This is a genomic window from Nodosilinea sp. E11 (genome assembly GCF_032813545.1).
Lineage (GTDB): Bacteria > Cyanobacteriota > Cyanobacteriia > Phormidesmidales > Phormidesmidaceae > Nodosilinea.
The window spans coordinates 3,652,734-3,677,206 of record NZ_CP136520.1; the positions used below are offsets into that span (position 1 = coordinate 3,652,734).

Here is a 24,473-nt window from a genome sequence, read left to right on the forward strand (position 1 = left end):
ACGTCAGGCAGAACTGAGATAGCTAGGCTGACCTGGTTTTAGCACTTTAAAGAACAGCACAATTGCCCTAGACAAAGCAGGCTAGTGCCTGAAGAAATGCTGCGCAGATTAACTGACCTGAAGCCTGAACGTGGTAAAAGATACACATAGTTAATTGTTACTTGCAAGTCAATGCCTTACCGTCCGGCTATGAGCGATCGCTGGCTGCGCTGGCCAGTCCTAGGACTGATCAGTATTATTACTGTTTTACTCGTAGCCTTAAATACCGAGGCCATCCCTGTACGGGTAGAGCGGGGGTTATCGGTGCGCCAGATACAGGGCGAAGTCGTGCTGCTGCGATCGCAGCGGTCTGCTCCGGCGGCAGTGGGCGATCGCTTATCAGCGGTAGGCGATGGGTTGCGCACTGGCAGTCGAGCGGCAGTGGTGCTCGAAGTCGATACTGACGTAGGCTTTTTAGATGTGTCTGAGCGGACTGAGCTGCGCATTCGCACCCTAGAGATGGCCTCCGATGGAGGTCGCATCACGCATCTCAACGTGTCGCGGGGGCAAGTACGTACGCGGCTGCGGCGTTTTACCAACACCGGCTCTCAGTTTGAAATTCAGACCCCCGCCGGCATTAGCGGCGTGCGCGGTACCGAGTTTGGCGTCAGCGTGCAGGAAAACGGCAAAACCGGCATTGCCACCCTTTCTGGGGCCGTCGAGACCAGCGCTGCTGGAGAATCTGTAGCATTGCCTGCGGGTTTTCAAAACTCGATCTGGCCTGGGGAGCCGCCCACCGAGCCGGTGCCCCTCCGCGATGATCCAGGATTACAGTATAGGCGTGAGGTGTTTTTAACCAATAACACCCGCTATGTCACCCTAATTGGCCAGGTTGACCCCGTCAACACTGTGTTTGTGAATGGAGCACCCCAGGATGTCGATCGCCAGGGCGAGTTTCGCCTCACGCGTTTGGCAACATCCCGCTTGCGAGTCGAGGTCCTTGTGATCACTCCCCTTGGCCGCCAACAACTTCATGAGATTTACCTTCTCTAACTGGTTTCACCAAAGACTGGTATGGCTACTTCCTCTGGGTCTTGCCGGTCTTTTCGTTTTAACCGTAAGCGAACTAGGGCTGCTAGCTCCCCTAGTACAAGCCGAGTCTAAGTTACGCTTTCGCCTGCGGGGGCCACGCCCCTGGGCAGACCAGGTAGTGCTAATTGCCATTGACGAGCCCAGCTTGGCAGCCTTGGGGGCCTTTCCTTTGCCCCGACGACACTACGCTGAGCTGCTGCGAAGATTGCAGGCGGCACCGCCTAGGGTCATTGTGTTTGACTTGATCTTCAGCGATATCAGCACCGACGATGGCCTGCTGTCCGAGGCGATCGCGGCTCATCCTGCCGTCCTGCTGGCCTCCGCATGGGATCGGCAGGGCACCCCCCTGGGGCCAACTCCGACCCTGGCCACCGCCGCCCTGGCCAGCGGCCACATCTTGCAGCAGCACCAGGGCGGCTACCTTCACAGCGTTAAGCCCATAGTCGGCGCTGAGCCCGCCCTGGCGGTGGTCACGGCGGAGGCCCTGAGGTTGACTCAGCAGTCCGTAACATTGCCGCCCTTAGATCGCCCCCTGTGGGTCAATTGGCCCGGTTCGGCCAGCCACCTGACCACTGTTTCATTGGTGGAGGTGCTAGAAGGGCGGGTGTCGCCCCAGGTGTTTGAGGGCAAGGTGGTGTTGATTGGGGCCACTGCCCTGGGCCTCGATGACTGGGTGACCCCCTTTGACACCGAGCCGCCCGCCAGCGGCGTCTATTTGCATGGAGCGCTGATCGATAACCTGCTGCTGCAACGCTGGCTGAGGCCAATGCCTGGGAGCTGGGGGCTGGTTTTAGCGTTGGCGCTGGCGTTGGTGGTTGGGTTACAGCGGCGATCGCTGCCTCAGCAGCTGGGGTTAGTGGTTTTTTTTCTGATGGCTTGGTGGGCTTTAGCCCTGGGCCTGTTGACGGCAAATGTTTGGTTGCCGGTGGTGGGGCCGATGCTGCTGGTGAGCAGCGTTGGTGGCCTGACCATGGGCCAGCAGGGGCTGCGGCAAAACCGCTGGCTAACACGCATGACCGCCGGACTGCAACGCCGCCATCACTCACTGCTGCTGCCCAGCCCCTTTCCTTCCCAGCCAGACTCAGCAGCTATGCCGCCAGCGCTTCCCTTCGATCGCACCTCAGGGGTCGTTCAGCTGGTCGAACTCACCCAGCAACTTGGGCGCTCCCAGGCCATTCAGGCCGCCATTGCCCGCAGTTTACCCCTGGGGTTGGTGGTGGCGGCGGCAGACGGCACTGTCTGGTTTGTCAATCCTTTAGCCCAGGAGTGGCTGGGGCTGGCAGCAGGCGATCAGCTAGCAGCCAGCCAGCTGATCGCCTGGTTTGAGTCGGGGGGCTGGCAACAGCTCTGGGCCTTGGTGGCCCAAGGGCAGCGGGTGCCGACCCAGGTGCGGCAGCAGGTTGGGCAGCGCGATCGCGCCTCGGGTGGGGGCGAGACGCGATCGCCGCATCGCTGGTACGAGCTTCGCTTTGAGCCGCTGCTTGCCGATACCCACAGTCCGGCTGACTGGCCTCCAGGGGCGATCGTACTGATCGAAGACATCACCGACCGTCAGCGGCTGGAGGCTGAATTGCGGCAGCTCAACAATACCCTCGAAGAGCAGGTGCAGGGGCGCACCCGCCAGCTCGAACAGCTCAACCGATCGCTGCAAGAGCAGATCGCCGAGCGCCAGCGGGCTCAAAACCAAATGACCTACGAGGCCCTACATGACGTGCTGACGGGGTTGCCCAATCGTCGCCAGTTTTTGAACCATCTCAGTGCCCAGTTTGACCAGCCCGCGGGCGACCTGTTTGCCGTGCTGTTTCTCGACTGCGATCGCTTTAAGCTGATCAACGACTCCTTTGGTCATGGGGTAGGCGATGACTTGCTGAAGCGGGTGGCCACCATTGTGCAAGAGTGTGTGCGCCCCACCGACGTGGTAGCTCGGTTTGGCGGCGATGAGTTCACGATTTTGCTGACTACCCTTGACCAGGTGGCCGACGCGATCGTGGTGGCCCAGCGCATTCGCCAACGGTTTAGTGAAGCGCTGATCATTCAGTCGCACCAGCTGTTTACCAACACCAGCATTGGCATTGTTATCGGTGGCCCCCACTACCACCACCCCGATGAGCTGCTGCGCGATGCCGACACCGCCATGTACCAGGCCAAGACCCATGGCCTCGGCTACGCGCTGTTTGAGCCTGGCATGCATCTCAATGTGCGGCGATCGCTACAGACCGAAACAGCTCTACGCCAGGCGCTAGAACGGCAGGAGTTTCAGCTTCACTATCAGCCGATGGTTAACCTAGCAAACCGACAACTCATGGGCTGTGAGGCACTGCTGCGTTGGCTGCACCCCGATCGAGGGCTGCTGTTTCCTGACGACTTTATGACCCTTGCCGAAGAGGCTGACCTGATGGTAGCGATCGGGGGCTGGGTGCTGGGGGAAGCCTGTACCCAAATGCAGCGCTGGCGACGCCGTAATCTAATTACGGCCAGCGCGGTCGTCAGTGTGAATGTGTCGGCCACCCAGTTTGCCCAGGCCGATTTTGTTGCCCAAGTCGATCGAACGCTGCAAGACAGCGGCCTACCCGCTGCCAACCTCAAGCTGGAAATCACCGAAACCGTAGTGATTCAAAACCCCGACCAGGTAGTGCCCGTGATGCAAACCCTGCGCGATCGCGGCATTTGCCTCAGCATCGACGACTTTGGCACCGGCTACTCGTCGCTGGGCTACCTGCAACAGCTGCCGGTGAATATTCTCAAAATCGACCGCAGCTTTATTGCCAATATTCACCAGAGTGCTCAGCAGTACGGCATCGTTGAAACCATCGTTCGCCTCGCGACTCACCTCAATATGCAGGTAATTGCCGAGGGGATCGAGCAACTGGCACAGCTAGAGGCGCTCCATCAACTGGGTTGTGAGTTTGGTCAAGGGTTTTTCTTTGCCCGCCCGCTCAGCGTCAGCCAGTTTAGTCAATATCTGCGAGCCAGAGCACTTGAGGAAGGGTAGATAGGTAGAGTGGTGCGATCGCCTGTGGCCACGGGTTCCCCTTCCCGAGAGGGATGGGGCCGCTACGTTTGGTTATGCCCGCTGACGGATGAGCCCAGGGAGAGGACTCGTTAAGGTGAGACTGTTGGCTGATTACAGAGGTATTAGCATGACTAATCTTCCCGATCCGATTGAAAACATTCCTAACCAAGTCGAAAGAATGGCCCACCAAGCGGAGCACATTCCAGAGCAGGCCGAGGAGGCATCTGACCGCGTCGCAGAAGGAATCGAGTCGGTCAAAGATAAAGTCACCCAGCCTCTGCCCACTCCTCCCGATATGTCCAAGTCCCAGGCTTCCCCCGATGAATTGCTGAAGCGGTTGAACTGGGGTGAGCCGGCCCTCACTATTTTAGATGTACGCAGCCGGGAAGCCTTTAATGACGAGCGCATTACGGGTGCTGTACCCATGCCTATAGAGCAGATTCCTGGCGGCATTGAGTCAACCCTAGAGCCCAAGCGCGATATTTACATCTACGGCGATAGCAACGACCAGGCGGCCCAAGCGGCTAGCCAGCTTCGCCAGGCAGGCTACACCAGCGTTGCGGTTGTGCAAGGTGGTCTTCCAGCCTGGAAAGGCATTAGCGGACCGACCGAAGGCATCAAGGCCTTTTCATCGCCGGTCAGCGCTTAGGTCTTCCCCTGAGCGATCGCTAGCAGAGCCATTCAAAAAGGCCTGCGACCCTAGGGTCGTAGGCCTTTTTAAGGTAATGAGCTATAGCTATAGCTCAACTCACCGCTGGCTTGGGTTTCACATTCGCCGGGTCAAAGATGCCCTTAGGGATGATGCCGTGCACACCCCAGTTACCGTCGACCACCTGGGTAATGGCAAAGTCGGCCCCAACAGTGATCAGTGAGAACGCTTCGTCTTCCGTGAGATTCATGCCGTTCATCAAAAAGTCGCGCAGCTTGGCTGAGCTGTCCTTTAGCGCCGGGTCTAGTGAAGACAGGGTATAGATTTCGCTTTGAGCATCGTCGCCTAGAGCCTCAAGGTAGTTGGGGTAGGTAAAGCCGTGGACAATCCAACTATCGGGGGTTTCGAGCAGCGGGTAATTGACCCCTTCGAGAATGGTGCCCGCCAGATCGGCTTGCTTGTGCAGCACAAACTGAAACACTCCGGTAATGGAGGTCTCGATGGCAGTGCCGTCTAGCTCAGAATCGCCTTGGGAGGCGTGGGCATCGCCGCCGGAGAACAGCGCCCCTGGTACGGCTACGGGGTAGTACATGGCGGTGCCAATGCCGATATTGCGGTTGTCAATGTTGCCGCCAAAGTAGCTGGGCGGAATCGAGTCAACCACCGCAGCCTCGTTGGGGGCTACCCCCATAGAGCCCAGGTGCAAGCGCAGGGGCACCTTCACCCCTTCTAGGGTTTCGCCAATTTCGTCCACGGTGTCATGGTCAACGATGATGCCGGGGTAGTCGATGGTCTCGTGTACCGTGCCGTCGGGGGTGGTTTGGGGCGTCCATTTATAGCGGTAGACGGCGGTGGCGTAGTCTTGCTCGCCTGTGGCATCCATCTCGTAGAGGGTGATCACTTCTCGGGGTTTAGGCTCTTCTTTAAAGTTGTCGTACTGAAAGCCCCACCAGGCCGAGGCGTTGGAGCCGTAGGTTTTGGTGGGGTCACTGCCGCTGGGCCGCAGCTTCAGGTCAACAATTTTCACCTCCAGCAGGTCGCCGGGCTCGGCCCCGCACACATACACCGGGCCAGTGAGAATGTGGACGCCGGGGCCGCGATCGCTGATTGTCTTTTCCTCCGCCGTCCAGTTGTAGATCGCCTCGATCGCCGGGTCGCCTGCAATCATGCGATCGTAGTCGTCGCCTGCGTGGTGGGTGATGGTCTCCAGCGTCACGTAGTCTTGGGAATTGATTGAAACAATCGGGGCCAAATTCTTGCTGTAAAAGCCCCAGTGCACCGTTTCGGGGCTGGCGGCGACTTTGTAGTGGCGGGGATTGCTAGCCGGGCTGGGGCAACTGGTGGGCAGGGTGCTTTCGAGGGGGGGCACCGCCGCACTGGCTTGGGTCATACCCGTAGGCAAAAAGCTGGCCCCAAAGCAGAGTGCGATCGTAGTGATGAAGAGCGATGGCCACAGCTTTGGCCACCGTTTTTTGCGATTTTCAGACATTTTAAGCCTCCTCAGAGGATTTTTGACCATAGACCTCTTTCATGGTTCTGTATACAGCACCTAACTTCTGTATATTAGCCAACGCATTTTTTCATTAGGTGAAGTGTTGTGAGCCCAAGGCTGGTGGGCGCTGCCTAGTCTAAGGATGAATGACATCTGCTGAACAGATCCCAGGGTTCTTTTAGGGCTAAACAAGGACACAGAGCCCAAGACAGCAGAACCCTGGGATCTCTCCTGCCACAACGCTCTCTATGGGTAAGACTTAGATGGTCTACGTCAAAAGACTACGCATCCAGAAACCGGGTTTCTCCCCAAATCTACGGCAGGCAGTCCATATAGTTCTCCACATCCCAGTTGGTGGTAGTAGCCAAAAAGCGAATCCACTCGTCGCGCTTGTACTGGTCGTAGAGGCGATACATTTCCCCCGGCAGCGCCGCCTGGATCACCGCATCGGTAGCCAGGGCATCCAGCGCCTCTCCCAACGACATCGGCAGCTTCTTCACCTGCTTGCCACTGTCCATCGCCTCATAGATGTTGCGCTGCTCCGGCTCGCCGGGGTCGAGCTGGCGGCTGAGGCCGTCGTCAAAGGCTTTGAGAATGGCCCCCGCCATCAGGTAGGGGTTCACCATTGAGTCGACCGCGCGGTACTCAAACCGACCCGGAGCCGACACCCGCAGGCCGCAGGTGCGGTTTTGGTAGCCCCAGTCAGAGTAGACCGGTGCCCAAAAGCCCGCATCCCACAGGCGGCGGTAGGAGTTGACCGTCGAGCAACCGATCGCCGTCAAGGCAGGCAAATGCTCGATCACGCCGCCAATGCAGTGCAGCCCCACCGGCCCAGGGATGCGCTTGGAGGTGCCTTCGACCGGCATAAAGGTATTCTCGCCGCCCTGGTGGTAGGTGAAATTGCCCTCTAAACCGGGCAGGCTGTCAAAGCCAAACATTTTGATCGCCTCGTCGCCACCCCGCCACAGCGACAGGTTGTGGTGACAGCCCGAGGCCGACACCCCCATAAACGGCTTCGACATAAAGCAGGCGATCAGGTTAAACTCGCGGGCCACTTGGGCACAGATCTGTCGGTAGGTGGTGAGGCGATCGCAGGTCCTGAGCGCATCGTCAAACATAAAGTTCAGCTCTAGCTGCCCCGGCGCATCCTCATGGTCGCCCTGGATCATGTCGAGCCCCATAGCCCGCCCGTACTCGATCACCCGCAGAAACACCGGACGCAGCTCTTCAAACTGGTCGATGTGGTAGCAGTTGGGCTTGGTCACCCCGCCGTTAGGCTTGCCGTCGGGGCCTTTTTTCAGCCACATCATCTCGGGTTCGCAGCCGTGGCGCAGCTGCAAGCCGTGCTTCGCCTGAAACTCGGCATGGATGCGCTTGAGGTTGCCGCGACAGTCGCCGGTCAAAAACGCCGCTGCGTCTTCCTCTTCTTCACGGTTGCGAAAGCAGACGCAGTAAACTCTTGCTACCCGTTTGTCCCAAGGCAGTTGGCAAAAGGTTTCCGGGTCGGGAATAGCCACCAGTTCGGCGGCCTCAGGCCCGTAGCCCAGGTACTGGCTATTGCGATCCATCGCCAGGTTGACGGTGGCCCCGTAGACCAGTTGAAAGCCATTGGCAGCCGTAGTTTCCCAATAGTCAGCGGGAATGCCTTTACCGACAACACGCCCGGTGACCGAGACAAACTGGTAATAGATGTACTGAATGCCCAGTTCGTCGATTTTGGCTCGCACCTGCTTAACCAACTCGTCGCGCCCCTCGGCGACAACGTAGCGCTCCAAATCGGTCGAGGTATCGACCCGCGTTAGCACTCCAGTCACCGTGAGACCTCCTAGCTTGCAGAGCGGAATGGTCTCAGTAAAGCCAACTTGTTATAACAAGTTTGTAGCCATTGATACGACGACTAGATACGGGGCATCTGTTCTGTCATACAAGCTTTGCCACTCCGTGTAGCCATATTTGAAGAAACGTGGTCAGAGTAGGATTGCATTTGATACTCTTAGTGGTGTGTCCCCGCAGCATTGACATGCGCTTTAAAGAGTGTGTGCCTTTTGCATAAGTTGAAAGGTCTTCTTTATGCAAACCTTATGTTAGCTCTCTTGTAGAAAGTATTTCTAAGCCGTTGTCTTCTCTTTCTCACAGCGATAAGCGAAAGCTAGAAAAGCTTTTCGGTATGGCATCTGGTTATGTTCTGGATTTCAGCAACCGAACATTTTCAGATTTCATGCATGATGCAGCCGGAGTCGACATCTATGACTCTAAATACGAATATGCAAGCGGTTCAAAGGCAAATCGTCTCAGAACCTTTTGGATGCAGGAATCAGATGATCTTGTGTCTCAAGTCCTAGAAGATCTTATTGAGTTAGCTGAGGATGACTCATCATCGGATACAAAGCAGGTTCTTGCTGCCCGTAAAATTGTCTCTAGGCTAAAAGGAGACAAAACTCCAGAGATATCAGTAAGGAATAGCCAGAGTACCGTAAGAACAGCTAGTTCTGACGCAGGAACAAACTTTCTTTACGATGTCTCTCTTTCCTTCGCGGGAGAACAGAGAAATTATGTCTCCAGCGTTGCAAAATATCTTAAGGAGTCAGGAATTTCTATCTTTTATGATGAGTTTGAGGATCTTTGGGGTAAGGATCTCGCTATTGAGCTTGAAAAAGTTTATTCTTCTAATTCACGATACATCGTCATTTTTGTCTCTCAAAACTACATTAATAAATCTTGGACAAATCATGAACGACAGAGCGCCTTAGCTGGCAGGATCTCACGCCGAGATGATAGCGTTTTGCCAGTTCACTTTGATTCGACTAAACTTCCTGGCCTTCCGTTTACAGTCGCATATCTCAACATTCATGATGTTACTCCTGAGTATCTTGCGTCTCGAATTATTAATAAACTGAGTAAATAAACATTCTCTGTGAATATTTCTTGAGGCAAAAACTTAGCTTAAAGTTGGTGGTCATCTAATTTGCTCTGATTTGCGGCATTTTTCATGCATATTGATAAACAACTTCGAGAGAAGCGTGACAGGATTTTAGCTCTTGCAGAGCAGCACGGAGCATACAACATTCGAGTTTTTGGTTCTGTAGCACGCAACGAGGCAGATGCTCAAAGTGATATTGATTTCTTGGTCGATATGGAGGCGGGACGCAGTCTATTCGATCTGGGTGGGCTATTGATGGAGTTGCAAGACCTGCTGGGTTGCCCAGTAGATATCGTGACTGAAAAAGGGCTGCGGGCTAAGATCCGCGATCGCGTTCTGAGCGAAGCTGTGCCTCTATGAGAAGCGATCGCGAAAAACTAGAAGATATTCTGGAAGCCATTGAACGCATTGAGCGCTACGCTGTTCAAGGCGTCCAGGCGTTTGAGCAAAGTGAGCTGATTCAAGTCTGGTTTATCCAAAACCTGCAAGTGATTGGCGAGGCATCCCGGAGTTTGTCAGCATCAATCAGAGAGCAGCATCCTGAAGTCCCCTGGTCGCAAATTATTGGAATGCGTAATGTTTTGGCGCACAACTATTTTGAGGTTGATGTCGATATTGTTTGGACGGTTATCGATCAAGAACTACCTGCGTTAAAGCAGAATATAGCATCAATTTTAGCGTCTCTATAGCGATGTTGTACTGGCTGACGAGGCCTTAACCTGGAGAGCCTACAATGGCCTATGGCGTTTATACAGCCGATCATGGACTTGCTCTGCCAGGCGATTATCTTCGATGTCGATGGGGTGCTGATCAACTCTGACCCGGTAGCCGATCGCCACTGGCGGGCCTGGGCCGATCGCCACAGGGTTGACTATGAGGCGATCGCCCGCATTCACCACGGTCGCCCCACGGTCGAAACCATGCGCCAGGTCGCGTCTCATCTAGATGTAGTCGAGGAAGCCCGGCTCAAAGAAACCGCTGAGGCTGACGATACCGATGGGCTGATGATCTACCCCGGAGCACTAGAACTTTTGGCTGGGCTGCCGCGCGATCGCTGGGGGGTAGCCACCAGTGGCACCCGCCGAACGGTTTCGATTCGCTTCCCTTACTTGGGTCTGCCAGAACCCTCAGTGATGGTGACCGCCGACGATGTGCAGCGAGGCAAGCCAGCGCCCGACCCTTACCTGCTGGCGGCTGAGCGCATGGGCATGACTCCGGCTGACTGCCTGGTCATTGAAGATGCCCCCGCCGGGGTGGAGGCAGCAAAAGCTGCCGGGGCAACGGTGATTGCCGTGACGACAACGAATAGGGTGGAGGCTTTGGGTTTGGCCGATGCGATCGCCCCTACCCTAGCTGCCATCCAAATTAGCGTTGTCCCCCAGGGACTGGTGGTTCGGGTCGAGCAGAAAAGAGTACCCACCTAACACCAAATCCGAATCGCACCCCAATGCTCAACAGGCAAAACCATAGGGGCGTAGGCGTAGCCGAGCCAGAGGCTCTATGGCATTTGCCCTTCTAAACGCGGGTAACCGAGCAGAATTTGGGCTAGTACCCGCTCAGTGACCCCCGCTGCTTGGCGGTAGATTCTGCCCAGCGGAAAACGAGCAGCCCCAGGGCAAAATAGACAACTCCGTTGAGCAGGGCCAGACCGTAGGTCAACCAGTCTAGTCCCAGATCGCGGGCCATCAGATCGCGCAGCAGTCCGGTGCTGGGCAGCATGGGAATGAGAAACCGCAGATACTGCATCGGGCCGGTGGCCTCCTCCAGGGGGGCCGCCAGCAAAAACAGCAGCAGAAACTGAAAAATTCCCAAAATTTGCTGCACCCGCTTAAACACCAGCGCCACTGCCCCCATCAAAAAGGCCAGCCCGTAACCGGCCAGCAGCAGCGACGCCAGCGGCAGCAGCAGCAGCGGCGGGAAGGCTAGGCGGCTGCCGGAGATGCCCATCAAAAGCAGCAACACCACCATCAAGATGACCAACCGCAGGGCCAGACTGGCAAAGGCGCGGGCCAAAAACACGCGCGGTGCTCCGTAGGGGGAGAGAAACACCTGCTCCAGGGTGCCGGTTTCGGCTTCGATCTGGAGGTTAATGGCAATGTCGTTGTTGACCGAAATAATCAGGGTCCACAGGGCGTAGCCGAGCACCACGGCATCGAGGCGATCGCCAAAGGCAAACCCCGGCCCGGCCATATACTGGGCACTGGCAAACAGCCCGTAGAAGACCGCCATGATGATCACGATCCCCGAGATCACCTCGGTGGGGTAGCGAATGAACTGAATCCAGGTGCGCTTGAGTTCGGCGTGTAGCAGATCAATCATGGGAAACTATAGGGTTAGTGTCGGCAAGCCGGGTGTCGGGCAATCCCCTCCTGGGAGGGGCAGGGGTGGGTTAATTCGGGTGTTAGGTGTTGGGTGGCGGGTGTCGGGAACGGTAGGCCAAGTTATGCGGCTGGAAAGCTTTAATAAACTGTCCTTTTCTGCCTGCTCCGCACGGGCAAAGCCCTACATCCTTCTGTCTTCCAGTATTAGTCTTTGACCAGTTTGAGAAATACCTGGGTGAGATCGGCGCGATCGCGCTGCACCGACACCAGTGGCACGGGGCTCAGCGCCCCCAGTAGCCCATAGAGATGTTCTGGGGTGCCCGCGTAGGCAACCTGGGTGCCCTGCACCGTTGCCCCCAACTGGGTGACGGCGTGGATTTGCGCTGGGGACAGTTCGTGTTCTAGCTCCAGGTGGTAGGTAGAACTTGAAAATTCTTTCAGCAGGGCTTCGGTAGACTGTTCAGCAATGATTCGGCCCCGGCGAATGATCGCCACCCGGTCCGAGAGTTCTTCGGCCACATCGAGCTGGTGGGTGGTGAGCAAAATGGCGCGGCCTTCCTGGGCGATCTGGCGCACCAGGGCTTTGACCATTTCGCCTGCCTCCACATCCAGCCCCAGGGTGGGTTCATCCAGCAGCAGCAGTTTAGGGTTGTGGATCAGGGCAACGGCGATCGCCACTTTTTGCTGCATGCCCCGAGAGAGCTTTTGCACAGGAGTATGGCGCTTGTCTTCTAGCCCAAACCGGGCCAGCAAATCTAGCCCCCGGCGATGAGCTATCTTGCGGGGCACCTGCCGCAGGGCACCAAAATAGTCCAGATTTTCTTCTGGGGTCAAGCGCCAGTACAAATTGCGGTTGCCTTCTAGCACGGCCCCAATGTGGCGCAGGGCGCGGGGCTGGCGGTGGGGGTCTTCTCCTACCACAGTCACCTGCCCCTGGGTGGGGCGCACCAGACCAGCGATCATCTTGATGGTGGTAGTTTTACCGGCTCCGTTGGGGCCTAAAAAGGCCAGCACCTCGCCCTGGTGCAGGGTTAAGGAGACTTGCTTTACGGCTTCAAACCGCTGTTTGCCTCGCCCATAGACCTTCGAGAGATCGCGGGTGTCTAGCACGATGGAGCCTGACGAAGAATTTTGAGTCCAATCATCGGTTGAGCGATGGGCAAGTTGCACGAAAGGATTAAGCTCCCAGCGATAGGTAGAATCTTTACTTATCTTAAAGTCTTTTGCCTATAGGGCGGCGGGAGCCAGGTGCAATTGGCCTAGCCTAGATTATTCATGAACCCATAAAGCTGCAGCTTTCATTTCCGTTTTCACGGGAATCTATGCGAAGCAACCTACTCCCACCCTCCTGCAAATAGGGTGCATCCCACTTTTGTCATCCTGAGCGGAACGGAGTGTAGCGAAGGATCTCAGTCCTCACGCAAGATCGGGATTCTTCACTTCGCTATCGCTACGTTCAAAATGACATTTTCAAAACTGGGATGCACCCTGCAAATATCTTCTAACAAACCTCACCCAAGTCCAGAAGTGGAGTTCTGCCTGTAGGAAAACTACAGATCCCGAGCTGGACTTGGCATGAGATTATATTTATAAGTCACTTTTGAGGAATGGTTTATGATCAGTCGTTTTAAAAGACGGCTTCCACTTTTAGCAAGTATTTTGGGAGTCAGCCTAATTCCGCCCACCATATTTTTAAGCATTTCCTATTTCGACTATATCAGCACTGCCAGAGCATCACTAAGAGCAAATGTTGACAACGGTGTTCAACGAATTGACTTCTTACTAAAGAATGGCAACGATGTCCTACTAGATGTAGCAAGAAACGTTGATCCCAACGATCCCATGGCCAAAGCAATGCTAGAGAGAATAGTTTATGACAATCCTACTTTTCGAGAAATTGGCATCATTAATGACCAAGGTTTTTTGCTTTTGACTAGCTTTGGCTTGGTTGACCCTCCCAAAAAGATTTCGTTTGATCAACGCTCTAATCCTAACGATGATTCATTGCAAATTCTAGGGCCACTTCAAACAGCTATCATGGGAGAAGAGTCTATTATTTTAAGTCTGCCTACCCAAGGGCTTGGCGAGGTAAATGCTCTAGTAAATCCGATTATCTTAACAGAACCATGGGGAACTGACCGCTCTTTACACCTTGGCACTGACGGTTTTTTTGCCTATATCAATACAAGAAGTGGCGAAGTTTTAGCAGGAATTGGCAACATCCCTTCTCTTGAAACAATAAAGCATGAAGAAGTGAATAAATTGATTCGGTTTAGTCGAACATCGTACAATGGCGATGTGCTGGTCATTAGCGAGGTGCCCAGAAGTTTGGTCTTAAAAAGATGGCGCAGGATGCTATTTATCAGCGGCCCGATAGCCACATTATGCAGTGGACTTATGTTTGTGTTGGCTCTGCAACTGGTTAAGCAGTTAGAAGGATTAGATTGTGAACTAAAAATTGGACTAGAAAATAAAGAATTGGTGATTCATTATCAACCCATTCTCAACCTAATGACCCGTGAATGCGTCGGTTCTGAGGCGTTACTGCGGTGGTATCATCCCAAGCAGGGGGTTTTATCACCTGGAGTATTTATCCCTGTCGCCGAAAAAACTGGCTTGATTAACAAAATCGGAGAATGGGTGGTCAAGCAGGCCGCCCAGGAGCAAGAACATCTGTATAATCAATATTCAGATTTATATACATCTATTAATGTTTCGCCAGGTCAGTTGAACTCTGGCAGCCTAGATAATCTTATAAACTGGTTTCAGCAACCATCAGAGACAAATCAACTCTGCCAACCTAGTCGATTTGTCTTTGAAGTAACTGAATCTGCAGCAGCAATTAGATCTGGAACTATTACAACTGATATTTTATCTCGTCTGCGTACATTGGGATCTCGTATTGCTCTAGACGACTTCGGGCAGGGATATTCAGGTTTAAGTTATCTGCACCAGTTGGACATTGACATATTGAAAATTGATCGGTTCTACGTTGCAGCCATTAACAAAAATTCCCAAATTACTAATATTCTAGAAAGCATTATTGATTTGGGTCATAAAATGGGATTCACTATGGTGGCAGAGGGTATTGAAACTGAAGAACAACACCTATTTCTTTGCAGTCACCATGTTGAGTATGGTCAGGGCTGGCTATATTCTAGGCCGATTCCTATCCAAGAGTTTGAGCAGTTCCTTATTAAATCAAGATCACTTATTGACGACTAATTTTGTGAGTAGGTTAGGTATCGCAACAACCAGATCCCTTTGCAAGGAATAACTGAAAAGTAGGTGAATTGGGTTAGCCTTAATGGGTTATGCAAGTTGTCACGCCTCATGATGTCCAATTCAATTTGTAGCAGAGCACGCACTGAGCCCAATCATCGGTTGGACCATGGACAAGTTGCACGAAAGGATTAGGCTCCCAACGACAGGTGGGGTATTTACTTATCTTAATGATCTTATACCAAATCCGATTTGGTAAACCCCGGTTCATAATCAGGAACCCCGTAGGGGGGTAGCATGCTACCCCCCTACAAATCGGGGGTATTCATTCAGGATTTAGTATTAAGGGGTCAAGTCAGCGGCCACCTCAATGCAAACCCTGGAACACCGCCTCCCCAGATAAATTAGCCGGAAACGGCACCGTTTCTACGGATAAAGTTGGTCGGTAGATTTCCACCGTTTGCCCTTGGGGGTTAATCAGCCAGCCCAACCGCAGCCCACTGGACAGATACTCCTGCATTTTGTCTTTTAGGGGAGGCAGTGTATCCGTTTTAGAGCGCAGCTCGATCACAAAATCTGGGCAAATTGGCGGAAAGCCAGTCTGCTCGTCTGGAGTCAGCGTATTCCAGCGCGACAGCTCAACCCAGGCTACATCTGGAGAGCGATCACCGCCGCCCGGCAGCTTAAACAGCGTCGATGAACTAAATACCTTGCCCAGCTTAGTTTGTCGATTCCAGAGGGCTAAATCAGTAATTAAATCGGCTTCACGCTCTCCGCTTTCTCCGTCCACTGGAGACATAATTACCAAAGCCCCCGACGCTGAACGTTCCAACGGTGTCGTTGGGTTAGCTTCACACAGTCGATAAAACTGGTCATCGGTTAGGTTTACCCGATCTAAACTCAAAATCATGGGTAATCCAGACATGGCACCAACGACCCTGCTGTATCGTTCACTGTTCTATTTTAAGCCTATGGCGTTCTGGGCGGCTCTAGAAACATAGGCAGGGGTCAAATTGGGGTTGGGGAAATGAGGGTGGGGCGCTATTTTTTCTTTTTCTTGCCCTTTGAACCAGACACCGCTCCGCCGCCAAAGCCAGGCTTAGCCGCTAGCTTTTTGCCGCCCTTCTGAGCCGCAATATCCCTGAACTCTGGCGGTTTGGTGCCCAGTTGTCTAGGTAAACTCTGCGGCGGCGGGGCCTGTTGCTGCTTCACAAAGGCTTTGATATTGGCCATCATCTGCTCCTGCTTGGGGGTGTAGTGAATCGCTAGTTCTTCAGCGGTAAAGTCCGATTCTTGCTTGAGCCCCAGATCGACCTGCACCCGAGCCCAGGAGCCAACGAACATTTCGTCCACTTTTTTGGCGCTGTAGGCCGCCTCCATTGCCGCGAGGTCGTAGCGCTGCAACACATCCGCCAGGGGAGCGATCGCCTCGGCGGCTTGCAGTTGCCCCAGCGATCGCCAGGCGTGGGCCGGTGCCCATAGCGCCGCGTCTGGGTCGATGCCCGCCGCTCGAAACTCGTCTTCGCGATCGTAGTCGCCCTCAAAAAAGGCCCACAGTTGCTCGTCCTGGGCCATTTGAATCAAGGCAGGAACGTAGTCAGCAGTCAGGCCAAATTCTTGGACGTAGTTGGGCCAATCTTTAGCGTTGACGCCCTGGCATTCGCCATAGTGTAACAGGGCATCAACCGGGGGCTGGTAGGTATGGAGTGTCATAGCTCATTGCGAGAAAACAGCATCTAGTCAACTGCTAGCTCAATGACACATTCCATATTGGGCCAGGGGCGGTTAAGGCTGCAATACCTCTGAGCTATCTACCGTTTCTAACTGACTATCGGTGGCGATCGCCCGTTTGCCCCCCGACCCCAGCCCCCCGTGGAGCAGAGTATAGAAGCACGGAATAATAAACAGCGTCAGCACCGTTGCCAGAGACAGCCCTGAGAACACCACAATGCCCAGGGGCTGCAAAAATTCTGCCCCTTCACCGACCCCCAGCGCCAAAGGAAACAGGCCCAGCACCGTTGTAAAGGTGGTCATCAGAATTGGGCGCAGGCGACGGGGAGCGGCCCGCAAGATTGCCTCCTGCCGCGTGCAGCCTGAGGCTTCATAGATTTGATTGGCCAATTCCACCAGGATGATGGCATTGTTTACCACAATGCCCACCAGCAGCACTGCCCCCACTACCACCGTGGCTCCGATCGCCGTCTGAGTCAAAAACAAACCGAGAATGCCTCCGGCCAGAGCTAAGGGCACCGTCAGCATAATCACCAGCGGGTCAATCAGGGAGTTGTACTGCACGGCCATCACCACAAACACCAGGAAGGCCGCCAAACCACCCAGTACCGAGAGCGACTGCTGAAGCTCTTGATTCGTTTCAGCCGCCGAACTGGGCAGTAGGGTAATGCCCCCGGGCAGGTCTAGCCCCGCCACAATGTCGGTGGCTTCAGCCAAGGCATCGCCCAGGCTAGCCCCTTCGGCCAGGTCGCCCGCAATCAAAAATACCTGCCGTCGGTTGATGCGCTGAATTTGGCCGGGGGCAGGGCCACGGCCCACCTGGGCCACATCGCCCAGCTGTACCAGTTGACCCCCGCTGGTGAACAAAGGAATATCTAACAGCTGAGCCGATCGCTGCACAGTGCCCGGTTCGAGCTGAACTTTGACATCGACCAGGCGATTGCCGCGCTGAAGCTGGGTGGGCACTGAGCCATTCAGCGCGGTTTGAATGGTCGTTCCAATATCGCCCGAGGAGAGGCCGAGGTTGGTGGCTCTCGCCCAGTCTGGGGTAATGCGTACTTCGTCTTGGGGGTCTTCGCCATCGGGGCGGAATCGGGCCAGGGTAGCTTGCTGACCCAGGGCCGCTAGCACCTGCTCCCCCGCTTCAAACAGCGCGTCGGGGTCTTCGCCCTGGAGGCCCAGGTCAAGATCAGCCCGCACCGGAGAATTGGTCAAGTTGAGCCCTCGCACTGACTCAGGGCTGACGTTAACCCGAGTATTGACTAGGGGGAGACGGTTGAGTTCGGTATTGATGCGGTCTACGTAGGCAACGGTGTTGGTGCCTGGTTTGAGGGTGATGGTCGTGCTGCCGCGCAGGGTATTTTCGTTGGTGTTGCTGCCAAACAACGACCCGCCAGCGGTGGTAAAGGCATAGTCGGTTTCGGGCTGAGCCAGCAGCACTTCGTCGATGGCCTGCATCACCCGCTGGTTGGCCTCAAGGGTGGTACCGGCGGGCAGCCGCACGTTTACCCGCGCCTGCCCAGTGCTGATGCGCGGCAAAATTTCCTGGGGAATTTGGCCCACCATCCAGAAGCTGCCACCGCCAAACACCAGCAGCGCCAGCCCAATCACTAAAAGGCGCTGCTGCAACACTCGACGCAGCAGGCGGCCGTAACCTAGCGTTAGGCCCTCCAGCCGGGTATTAAACCACCGAAATGGTCCCCAGCTTTGCAGCGATCGCGTCGGTCGGCCCATAATTAACCGCGAGGCCAGGGTGGGCACCACGGTGAGGGCCACCACCAGCGATGCCGCCACTGAAAAGCTAATGGTCAAAACCAGCTCGTTAAACACCAGCGAGATAATGCCGCCGATCAGCAAAAAGGGCAGCACCGCTACCAGGTTGGTAGTAGTTGAGGCCAGCAGCGCACTTTCTAACTCCTGGCTACTGGCCTCGGCCTGAAAAATGGCCTCGCGAGTACTAAAGCCTTCGTTCTGGCGGGAGGCCTCCATTTCTTCGGCCCGCTTGGCCATGTTTTCGAGCATGACAATGGAGTTATCCACCACAATGCCCACCCCCAGGGCCAGACCGCCCAGGCTAAAAACGTTGAGCGATAGCCCAAACAGCCCCATCAGCACCAGGGCCACCAGGGTAGCCAGGGGAATAGCGGTGACAATGATGAAGGTCTGCCGCAGCGAGCCCAAAAACAGCAGCACCACGACGCCTGCCAACGTAGCGCCGGTCAACCCTGCGATCGCCACGTTTTGAATCGAGTTGCGAATAAACCGCGACTCGTCGAGGGTGGCGGTCATATCCATGCCCTCAGGCATCGCTCCGCCCTGACGCATCTGGTCGAGCTTGGCCTTGACCCCGTCTACCACGTCAATGGTGTTGGCATCGGGCTGCTTTTGAATGCTCACTTTAACCGCCGGTTGACCGTTGAGACGCACCGCAATCCGCTGCTCTTCGATACCGTCGATTACCGTAGCCACATCTCGCAGGTAAACCTGCTGGGGCGGAGTGGTGCCTGGCACCGTAATTTGCAGATTTTGAATCTCATCGGCGGACTGAAACCGACCCACCAAGCGGGTCAGGGTTTCTTCACTGCCGCCGCGCAGGCGACCGCCTGAGATGTCCTGATTGCGCTCACGCAGGGCCTCGATCACATCTGTTACCCCAATACCCACCGCCTGCAAGCGGCGCAGATCCACATTCACCTGCACCTCCTCGTTAACGCCGCCCGAGACATCGGTGCTGGCTACGCCGGGCACCTGCTGCAGCTCTCGCTCTAGTTCTTCTTCAGCAAAGATGCGCAGGTCTTGGGGGCTGAGGCGATCGGAGGTGAGCGCCATCTCGTAGACGGGCAGTTGGGAGGGGTCAAACTTAAACAGGCGCGGGGTTTCAATGTTGTCGGGCAGAGTGCTGCGGGCGCGGTTGAGGGCAGCCGTCGCATCGTTCAGGGCCTGGTCAATATCGCCGCCGGGGGCGAAGAATAGGTCAATGCTGACTTGTCCTTCGCGAGTCTGAGAAAAAACCTGCACCACCCCCTCGGTGGTCGATAGCGCCTCTTCTAGGGGCCGGGTAATCTCATCTACGGCCACCTGGGGCGATAGACCGGGGGCATCACCCCGGACGCCAATGCGGGGATAGGTAATCGACGGCAGCAGATCGACGGGCAGCTGGGTCGTAATAAAAAAGCCCATGACCAGCACCGTTAGCCCCAGCATGAGGGTGCCGATGTGCCGCCGAATGGCTAGCCCGCTGATGCTAAAGCGGCTGCCAGAAAGGGAGGAGGGGGGAGTCATGGATAGATGGGTGTGAGGGAGCTTGGGATCGTTACGATTCGGACGTTAAACTGAGCTCTACTGTCTGTCCGCCGGCTAGGGGCTGGCTGCTGCGCACGACGTACTGCTCTCCAGGGGCCAGGCCAGCCAGAATAGTCACCTGACCATCGGCGCGATCGCCCACCTGCACGGTGCGAGCTTCGACCACCGAGAGCCCATCGGCCTCGGTAACGACAAAAATTTGGTCCTCAGCCTCCTCAGCATTGCCGAGGGCATCTTCGGGCACCACGACCGCATTGGCCTGGCTGCCAGCGCTAGTCACCCGAGCCAATAGGCCGCTGCCAATGCGGCCACCGGGGTTGGCGACAGTAATTTCTACCGGCAGCTGGCGGGAGGTGCTGTCGGCGACGGGCGAAATGCGGGTGACTTGGCCGGTGAAGGTTTCGTTGGCAAAGGCGTCGATCTCGATTTCAACCGACTGCCCCACGCTGAACTCGCTCAGGTTGCTATCGGCGACTTCAATCACCACCAGCACCGCCGATAGATCGCCGAGGGTGAGCACCGCTTCGCCGGGTAAGACTAAATCGCCGGGTTCGGCAACTCGCTCTAGCACCACCCCCGAGAGCGAAGCGGTTAAGTTAGCAAAGGAGAGCCGCTGCTGGGTTTCTCGAAGAATTGAGCGCTGGGCTTCGACCCGCTGCTGGGCTGCCGAGACCGCCTGCTGCCGGGTGCGCACCTGCTCTTGAGATGACGCCAGGGCTTGCTCGGCTGTGCGTACGGTGGTTTGGGCTTGCTCGGCGGCCTGGGCGGCCACAGCCCCTTGGTCGGCCAGGGTCTGAAGGCGCTGGGCATCGTTGCTGGCCTGCTGAAGGCGCACTCTGGAGTCTTCGATGGAGGTGCGAATGTCGGCGAGTTCGGCCTCGGCCTGGGTGACTTCAAATTGGCGGGCGGCCAGCTCAGCCTGGGCCTCACCCACGGCGGTTTGCAATAGCACGTTGTCGAGGGTGCCCACGACCTGGCCTTGTTGCACTACATCGCCCACGTCGCGGGTGAGCGACAGCAATCGGCCTTCGGCCTGCGATCGCAGCGACACCTGTCGCGCCGGGCGGGTTGTACCTGTGTAGACCCGGCCGCCGGCATCGGCGGCTTCAGCCACCGCGACATCAACCACCACGCCTGAGTCTCGCTCAGGTTGGGCTTGGTCCGTGGGCTCTACCGGCTGGCCGCAGGCTACCGTGGCGATCGCCATGCCGCCCAGCAGCAAATATCCAAATATGGGTCCAAAAACGCGCCTTGACTGCCCTAACTGCTTCATCACCATGCGCTATTTCCCCAGCCTGTTAGGTTTACCTTACTTTACACTTCTCAGGCCAGCGTCTGTCTTTCAGCAGATGCCATCCAGACTGCTTTGTTTTAAGCCTTGATTTTGATTGCGATCGCATCGATACCGCTACGACCTAATACTGGCCTAACTCTGGTTAGACGGTGTTCAACTCCTCTATGTCATCCCGCAAAACGATGACAGAACGATGACTAGAAAATGACAGCTCTGTAATTTTTCTCCCGCCGAAGCAGCAGCGCCTGTGCCCCATCCCAGCTGTAGCTAGACCTAGTCTGAGGTAGGGTTGGTAGCAGCTCTGGGCTGAGACGGATTGGCCGCCGATGGGGTAGACGGCTGAGGAGCCTTGGGCTCTGCCAGCAGAATGGGCGTAGCCCGCCAGCGCAGGGCCTCACCAGGCTGGCTGGAAGTCGGTTCAAGCAGCAGCCACTGCTCCTTGGTGTCGCCTCGCCGCAGATAGACGTCAAAATCACGGGTTTGGCGGCGTTGGGCAGCGGTGAGGCTGCCCCCCTTGAGGTGGTAGGTGCCGGCTACTTCTACCGTGGGCTGACCCGCCACCTCGGTCCAGTGGTGGTCGGCAATGCGAAGGCGGCCCACCTGGGCCAGGTCGGTAGCAGCGGCGGCGGGAGTAATTTGCCGATAGAGAATCGCCTGGGTTTGGGCCAGCTTTTGGGCGATCGCCCCCTCAATGACAGCTCGTGGTGGTCGGGGGTTCGTCAAACCACACCCCAGCAGCGCCAGGCACATCACGCCTACCAACAACCAGCGCATTGGGCGCAATAACGCCAGTTTTGCCATGAGTTTCGCCATCAGCTCTGCCCCTGTTGAACCCACCACCTTTAGGCTACTGCCTTAGTCTCCTGAAAGAAACTACTCGTCAAACCGGCCTACAGACTGGTCAGCCCAACGATGACAGCGCCCAAACCAAACTTCTTGCTGAATGCAGAGCCCTCTCTGAGCACCCGCGCTGCCCGCCTCTGCCGCACTGGTGGCCATAGTAAAACCTAGGATAAATCAGGGTCAATGTGCTGCTTTGAAAAGCCTTTGCTATAGTTTGGTGTAGATTTTAAAGAGTACATTTGATCTCAAGTAGTTCTGTGACCGCGGCCCTTTCAATCACCCCGTCTTTACAGCCTCGTCCGTTTCTTAAATGGGCCGGGGGCAAGGGGCGTTTGCTCAGCCAGTATGAGCCGTTTTTGCCGATGGCAATCGACACCTACTACGAGCCATTTTTAGGCGGCGGAGCCGTGTTTTTTTACCTGGTTGGGCGGATTCGGCGGGCCGTACTGGGAGACATTAACCCAGAACTGGTGAATGTTTACTGCTGCGTGCGCGACGATGTTGAGGCGCTGATTCGCCATCTGCGTCATCACCAGCGGTGGCACAGCCCCGACTACTACTATCACGTGCGCCAGCAGCGGGCCTTACCAACGGCAATTGAGCGGGCCGCCCGGCTGATCTACCTCAACAAAACCTGCTACAACGGCCTCTACCGCGAAAATTCCCAGGGACATTTCAACGTGCCTGTGGGTAACTATAAAAATCCGGCCATCTGCGATGCTTCCCTGCTGCGGACGGCTTCGGCAGCGCTGCAAATTGCAGAAATTCAAACGTTTTCGTTTGACAAGCTGGCGGAGCGATCGCTCTCGCCCCGCGATTTTGTCTACTTTGACCCGCCCTACCACCCGATTAGCTCGACCAGCAGTTTTACCGGCTACAGTCGCCACGGCTTTACTGGAGCCGATCAAGAGCGCCTGGCCCAGCTGTTTCGCACCCTGGCGGCCCAGGGGCAGCGGGTTATGCTGTCCAATTCTGATTGTGAGCTGATCCGTGAGCTCTATCGGGGGTTTACGCAGCACCCAATTTTGGCGGCCCGAGCGATCAATTCGCGGGCGGGGCGGCGGGGCAAAATTAGCGAGCTTTTGATTACCTCTCCCTAATGTTGCCCCGTGATACTGCCTGGGATGGATGTAGTGAACAGAGACATTCGGTACAAATAAGAGTACGTTTTCGTTCCGTAAAGGCTGTCAGCTCGTGACCTCCTCCTTTAATAGTTCTGACTCTAACCGCAACACCTTTCAGGCTGTAACTCAGGTCATGCAGGCTATTGTGACCGTGCTTGACAACGCTACGGCCAGCACCGGCAACGCGCTGGTATCGACATTGCAGCCCTTTTTAGAACCGGCCACTGCCACCGTGGGCAGTGTGGTTGGCCCCCTGGCGAATCTGCCGTTTATGAAGTTCGCCACAGTGCTGCCGGGGATGAGGTGGCTGATGGCGGCTATTGGTCAGGTGAATGTGGAAGAGGTGCGATCGCAGGTCGATGAGCTGCGTCACCAATACCCGCTCGAAACCAAACGTGCCCTGGCCCAGCGGGTCATGGCCGAAACTGCCGTTAAAGCAGCAGGCGTAGGTCTAGCTACCAACTTTATCCCTCCCGTGGCCCTGGCTCTAGCGCTGGTAGATATTGGGGCGATCGCGGCTCTTCAGGCCAACATGATCTACCGCATTGCTACCATCTACGGCTATTCGCCCACCGACCACGATCGCCGGGGTGAGGTGCTAGCTATTTGGCTGCTGTCGTCCACCACCGGTGGCATGCTCAAGTCGGGGTTAAGCGTAGCTGAATTGATTCCTGGTTTAGGGGCCATTTTGGGCGTAGCCAGCAACGCCACCCTGCTTTACAGCGTCGGTTATTTTGCCTGCCGCTACTACGAAACCAAGCGATCGGCCCCCACCGAAATAGTGGTTTGAGGCTAGGCCTCTAGAAGGCGACTGACAATCGGTTCACGGCGTGTTTGGCTTGTTTGAAGGGTTGGTTTTCTTAAGCCAGTAATTCAAACAAGCCATCCTCAATTTCGTAGCCCAGCATCTGGGTCATAAACTTGAGCCGAGTATAGTTCGTAATTTTTTGGGAACGAAGCCAGGTTGCGATCGCAAAAATCTTTGCCATCATAAAAATTTCTAGGCCTTCGGGGTTGTAGCGAATTCCTTCGGTAGGGCTGAATTGATGCGGTACCAGCATGGCTGCGTAGCGCCCTAGTTCCCCAGCCTCCCAGTCCAGTATTAGAGGCAACCAAGGATAGACCGTATCAAGCCGAATGAACCACAGCCGCACTTCCGGCAGTTCCGACAGCTCCCTGGGGTCAGCGGGGTCACGACTGATGTCGATCACGAAGCGCAAAGCGGGCTCCTGCTCCAATACCTTACCCGCCGCCAGCAGCGGCTCAATGATCTCGTGGGCTGGGGCCAAATCCAGCGATTGCAGGTGAGACTCATGCAGAGTAATGGTGTGAGCCATGGACGAGATCCGAGCGCGCGACTACAGTTACAGCCCATTGTCGCAGAGGGAGGTCTCCCAGTCCCCAAATTTCTGCCCTCGAAGGCAAAGCTCAAGGCCTAGGGCACGTAGCTGTAGTCAGCCCGGTTAAGACATTTTCTTTAAAAACGTTGA

The 24,473-nt window shown here is 55.8% G+C and carries 20 protein-coding genes; 10 read left to right on the forward strand and 10 right to left on the reverse strand.

Features of this window, described 5'->3' with window-relative positions:
- Positions 1-171 precede the first annotated feature (171 nt).
- The 3 genes from RRF56_RS18395 to RRF56_RS18405 all read left to right on the forward strand — a co-directional run bounded on the left by RRF56_RS18395 (position 172) and on the right by RRF56_RS18405 (position 4,733).
- Positions 172-1,032, forward strand: a complete 861-nt coding sequence (locus RRF56_RS18395; RefSeq protein ID WP_317034615.1) for a FecR family protein — start codon at positions 172-174, stop codon at positions 1,030-1,032.
- Positions 1,013-4,063 carry an EAL domain-containing protein gene (locus RRF56_RS18400; RefSeq protein WP_317034616.1) on the forward strand — a complete coding sequence of 1,017 codons (3,051 nt, stop codon included), beginning with the start codon at positions 1,013-1,015 and terminating at the stop codon, positions 4,061-4,063. Before RRF56_RS18395 ends, RRF56_RS18400 begins: the two co-directional genes overlap by 20 nt.
- A 148-nt stretch (positions 4,064-4,211) precedes the next feature.
- Positions 4,212-4,733, forward strand: coding sequence for a rhodanese-like domain-containing protein (locus RRF56_RS18405; protein WP_317034617.1), 522 nt, complete (start codon positions 4,212-4,214; stop codon positions 4,731-4,733).
- A gap of 94 nt (positions 4,734-4,827) precedes the next feature.
- On the opposite strand, the gene RRF56_RS18410 is transcribed toward RRF56_RS18405, so the two are convergent.
- Positions 4,828-6,222 carry an acetamidase/formamidase family protein gene (locus tag RRF56_RS18410; RefSeq protein WP_317034618.1) on the reverse strand — a complete coding sequence of 465 codons (1,395 nt, stop codon included), beginning with the start codon at positions 6,220-6,222 and terminating at the stop codon, positions 4,828-4,830.
- A gap of 317 nt (positions 6,223-6,539) precedes the next feature.
- Positions 6,540-8,039, reverse strand: coding sequence for a glutamine synthetase family protein (locus RRF56_RS18415; RefSeq protein WP_317034619.1), 1,500 nt, complete (start codon positions 8,037-8,039; stop codon positions 6,540-6,542).
- A 302-nt stretch (positions 8,040-8,341) separates the two neighbouring features.
- Between RRF56_RS18415 and RRF56_RS18420 the strand changes: the two genes are divergently transcribed.
- The 4 genes from RRF56_RS18420 to RRF56_RS18435 all read left to right on the forward strand — a co-directional run bounded on the left by RRF56_RS18420 (position 8,342) and on the right by RRF56_RS18435 (position 10,569).
- Positions 8,342-9,130 (forward strand): TIR domain-containing protein, encoded by a 789-nt coding sequence (locus RRF56_RS18420; RefSeq protein WP_317034620.1) that lies wholly within the window; start codon positions 8,342-8,344, stop codon positions 9,128-9,130.
- A gap of 84 nt (positions 9,131-9,214) precedes the next feature.
- On the forward strand, positions 9,215-9,505 hold the full coding sequence (locus RRF56_RS18425) for a nucleotidyltransferase family protein (protein WP_317034621.1): 291 nt from the start codon (positions 9,215-9,217) through the stop codon (positions 9,503-9,505).
- On the forward strand, positions 9,502-9,834 hold the full coding sequence (locus RRF56_RS18430) for a DUF86 domain-containing protein (RefSeq protein WP_317034622.1): 333 nt from the start codon (positions 9,502-9,504) through the stop codon (positions 9,832-9,834). The genes RRF56_RS18425 and RRF56_RS18430 overlap by 4 nt, the downstream gene beginning before the upstream one ends.
- 51 nt (positions 9,835-9,885) lie before the next feature.
- A complete protein-coding gene (locus tag RRF56_RS18435; RefSeq protein ID WP_317034623.1) occupies positions 9,886-10,569 on the forward strand; it encodes an HAD-IA family hydrolase in 684 nt (227 codons plus the stop codon).
- Positions 10,570-10,690: 121 nt separating this feature from the next.
- Here RRF56_RS18435 and RRF56_RS18440 read toward each other — a convergent pair whose 3' ends face one another.
- Both RRF56_RS18440 and RRF56_RS18445 read right to left on the reverse strand, forming a co-directional pair.
- Complete coding sequence (locus RRF56_RS18440) at positions 10,691-11,464, reverse strand: hypothetical protein (protein WP_317034624.1); 774 nt, start codon at positions 11,462-11,464, stop codon at positions 10,691-10,693.
- 206 nt (positions 11,465-11,670) lie between these two features.
- A complete protein-coding gene (locus tag RRF56_RS18445; protein WP_317034625.1) occupies positions 11,671-12,636 on the reverse strand; it encodes an ABC transporter ATP-binding protein in 966 nt (321 codons plus the stop codon).
- A 444-nt stretch (positions 12,637-13,080) separates the two neighbouring features.
- Between RRF56_RS18445 and RRF56_RS18450 the strand changes: the two genes are divergently transcribed.
- Entirely contained in the window at positions 13,081-14,691 is a 1,611-nt protein-coding gene (locus RRF56_RS18450) for an EAL domain-containing protein (RefSeq protein ID WP_317034626.1), read from the forward strand.
- Positions 14,692-15,055: 364 nt separating this feature from the next.
- Here the strand turns inward: RRF56_RS18450 and RRF56_RS18455 are convergent, their stop codons facing one another.
- From RRF56_RS18455 to RRF56_RS18475, 5 genes are all read right to left on the reverse strand, one after another.
- Positions 15,056-15,613, reverse strand: coding sequence for a Uma2 family endonuclease (locus RRF56_RS18455; protein ID WP_317034627.1), 558 nt, complete (start codon positions 15,611-15,613; stop codon positions 15,056-15,058).
- A gap of 116 nt (positions 15,614-15,729) precedes the next feature.
- On the reverse strand, positions 15,730-16,401 hold the full coding sequence (locus RRF56_RS18460; protein ID WP_317034628.1) for a hypothetical protein: 672 nt from the start codon (positions 16,399-16,401) through the stop codon (positions 15,730-15,732).
- A gap of 72 nt (positions 16,402-16,473) precedes the next feature.
- A complete protein-coding gene (locus RRF56_RS18465; RefSeq protein WP_317034629.1) occupies positions 16,474-19,701 on the reverse strand; it encodes an efflux RND transporter permease subunit in 3,228 nt (1,075 codons plus the stop codon).
- A gap of 31 nt (positions 19,702-19,732) precedes the next feature.
- On the reverse strand, positions 19,733-21,001 hold the full coding sequence (locus RRF56_RS18470) for an efflux RND transporter periplasmic adaptor subunit (protein ID WP_317034630.1): 1,269 nt from the start codon (positions 20,999-21,001) through the stop codon (positions 19,733-19,735).
- Positions 21,002-21,289: 288 nt separating this feature from the next.
- Positions 21,290-21,817, reverse strand: a complete 528-nt coding sequence (locus RRF56_RS18475; protein ID WP_317034631.1) for a hypothetical protein — start codon at positions 21,815-21,817, stop codon at positions 21,290-21,292.
- A 299-nt stretch (positions 21,818-22,116) separates the two neighbouring features.
- On the opposite strand from RRF56_RS18475, the gene RRF56_RS18480 reads away from it, so the two are divergent.
- Complete coding sequence (locus tag RRF56_RS18480; RefSeq protein WP_317034632.1) at positions 22,117-22,959, forward strand: DNA adenine methylase; 843 nt, start codon at positions 22,117-22,119, stop codon at positions 22,957-22,959.
- 94 nt (positions 22,960-23,053) lie between these two features.
- On the forward strand, positions 23,054-23,773 hold the full coding sequence (locus RRF56_RS18485; protein WP_317034633.1) for an EcsC family protein: 720 nt from the start codon (positions 23,054-23,056) through the stop codon (positions 23,771-23,773).
- A 70-nt stretch (positions 23,774-23,843) separates the two neighbouring features.
- On the opposite strand, the gene RRF56_RS18490 is transcribed toward RRF56_RS18485, so the two are convergent.
- A complete protein-coding gene (locus tag RRF56_RS18490) occupies positions 23,844-24,320 on the reverse strand; it encodes a CRR6 family NdhI maturation factor (protein WP_317034634.1) in 477 nt (158 codons plus the stop codon).
- Positions 24,321-24,473 lie beyond the last annotated feature (153 nt).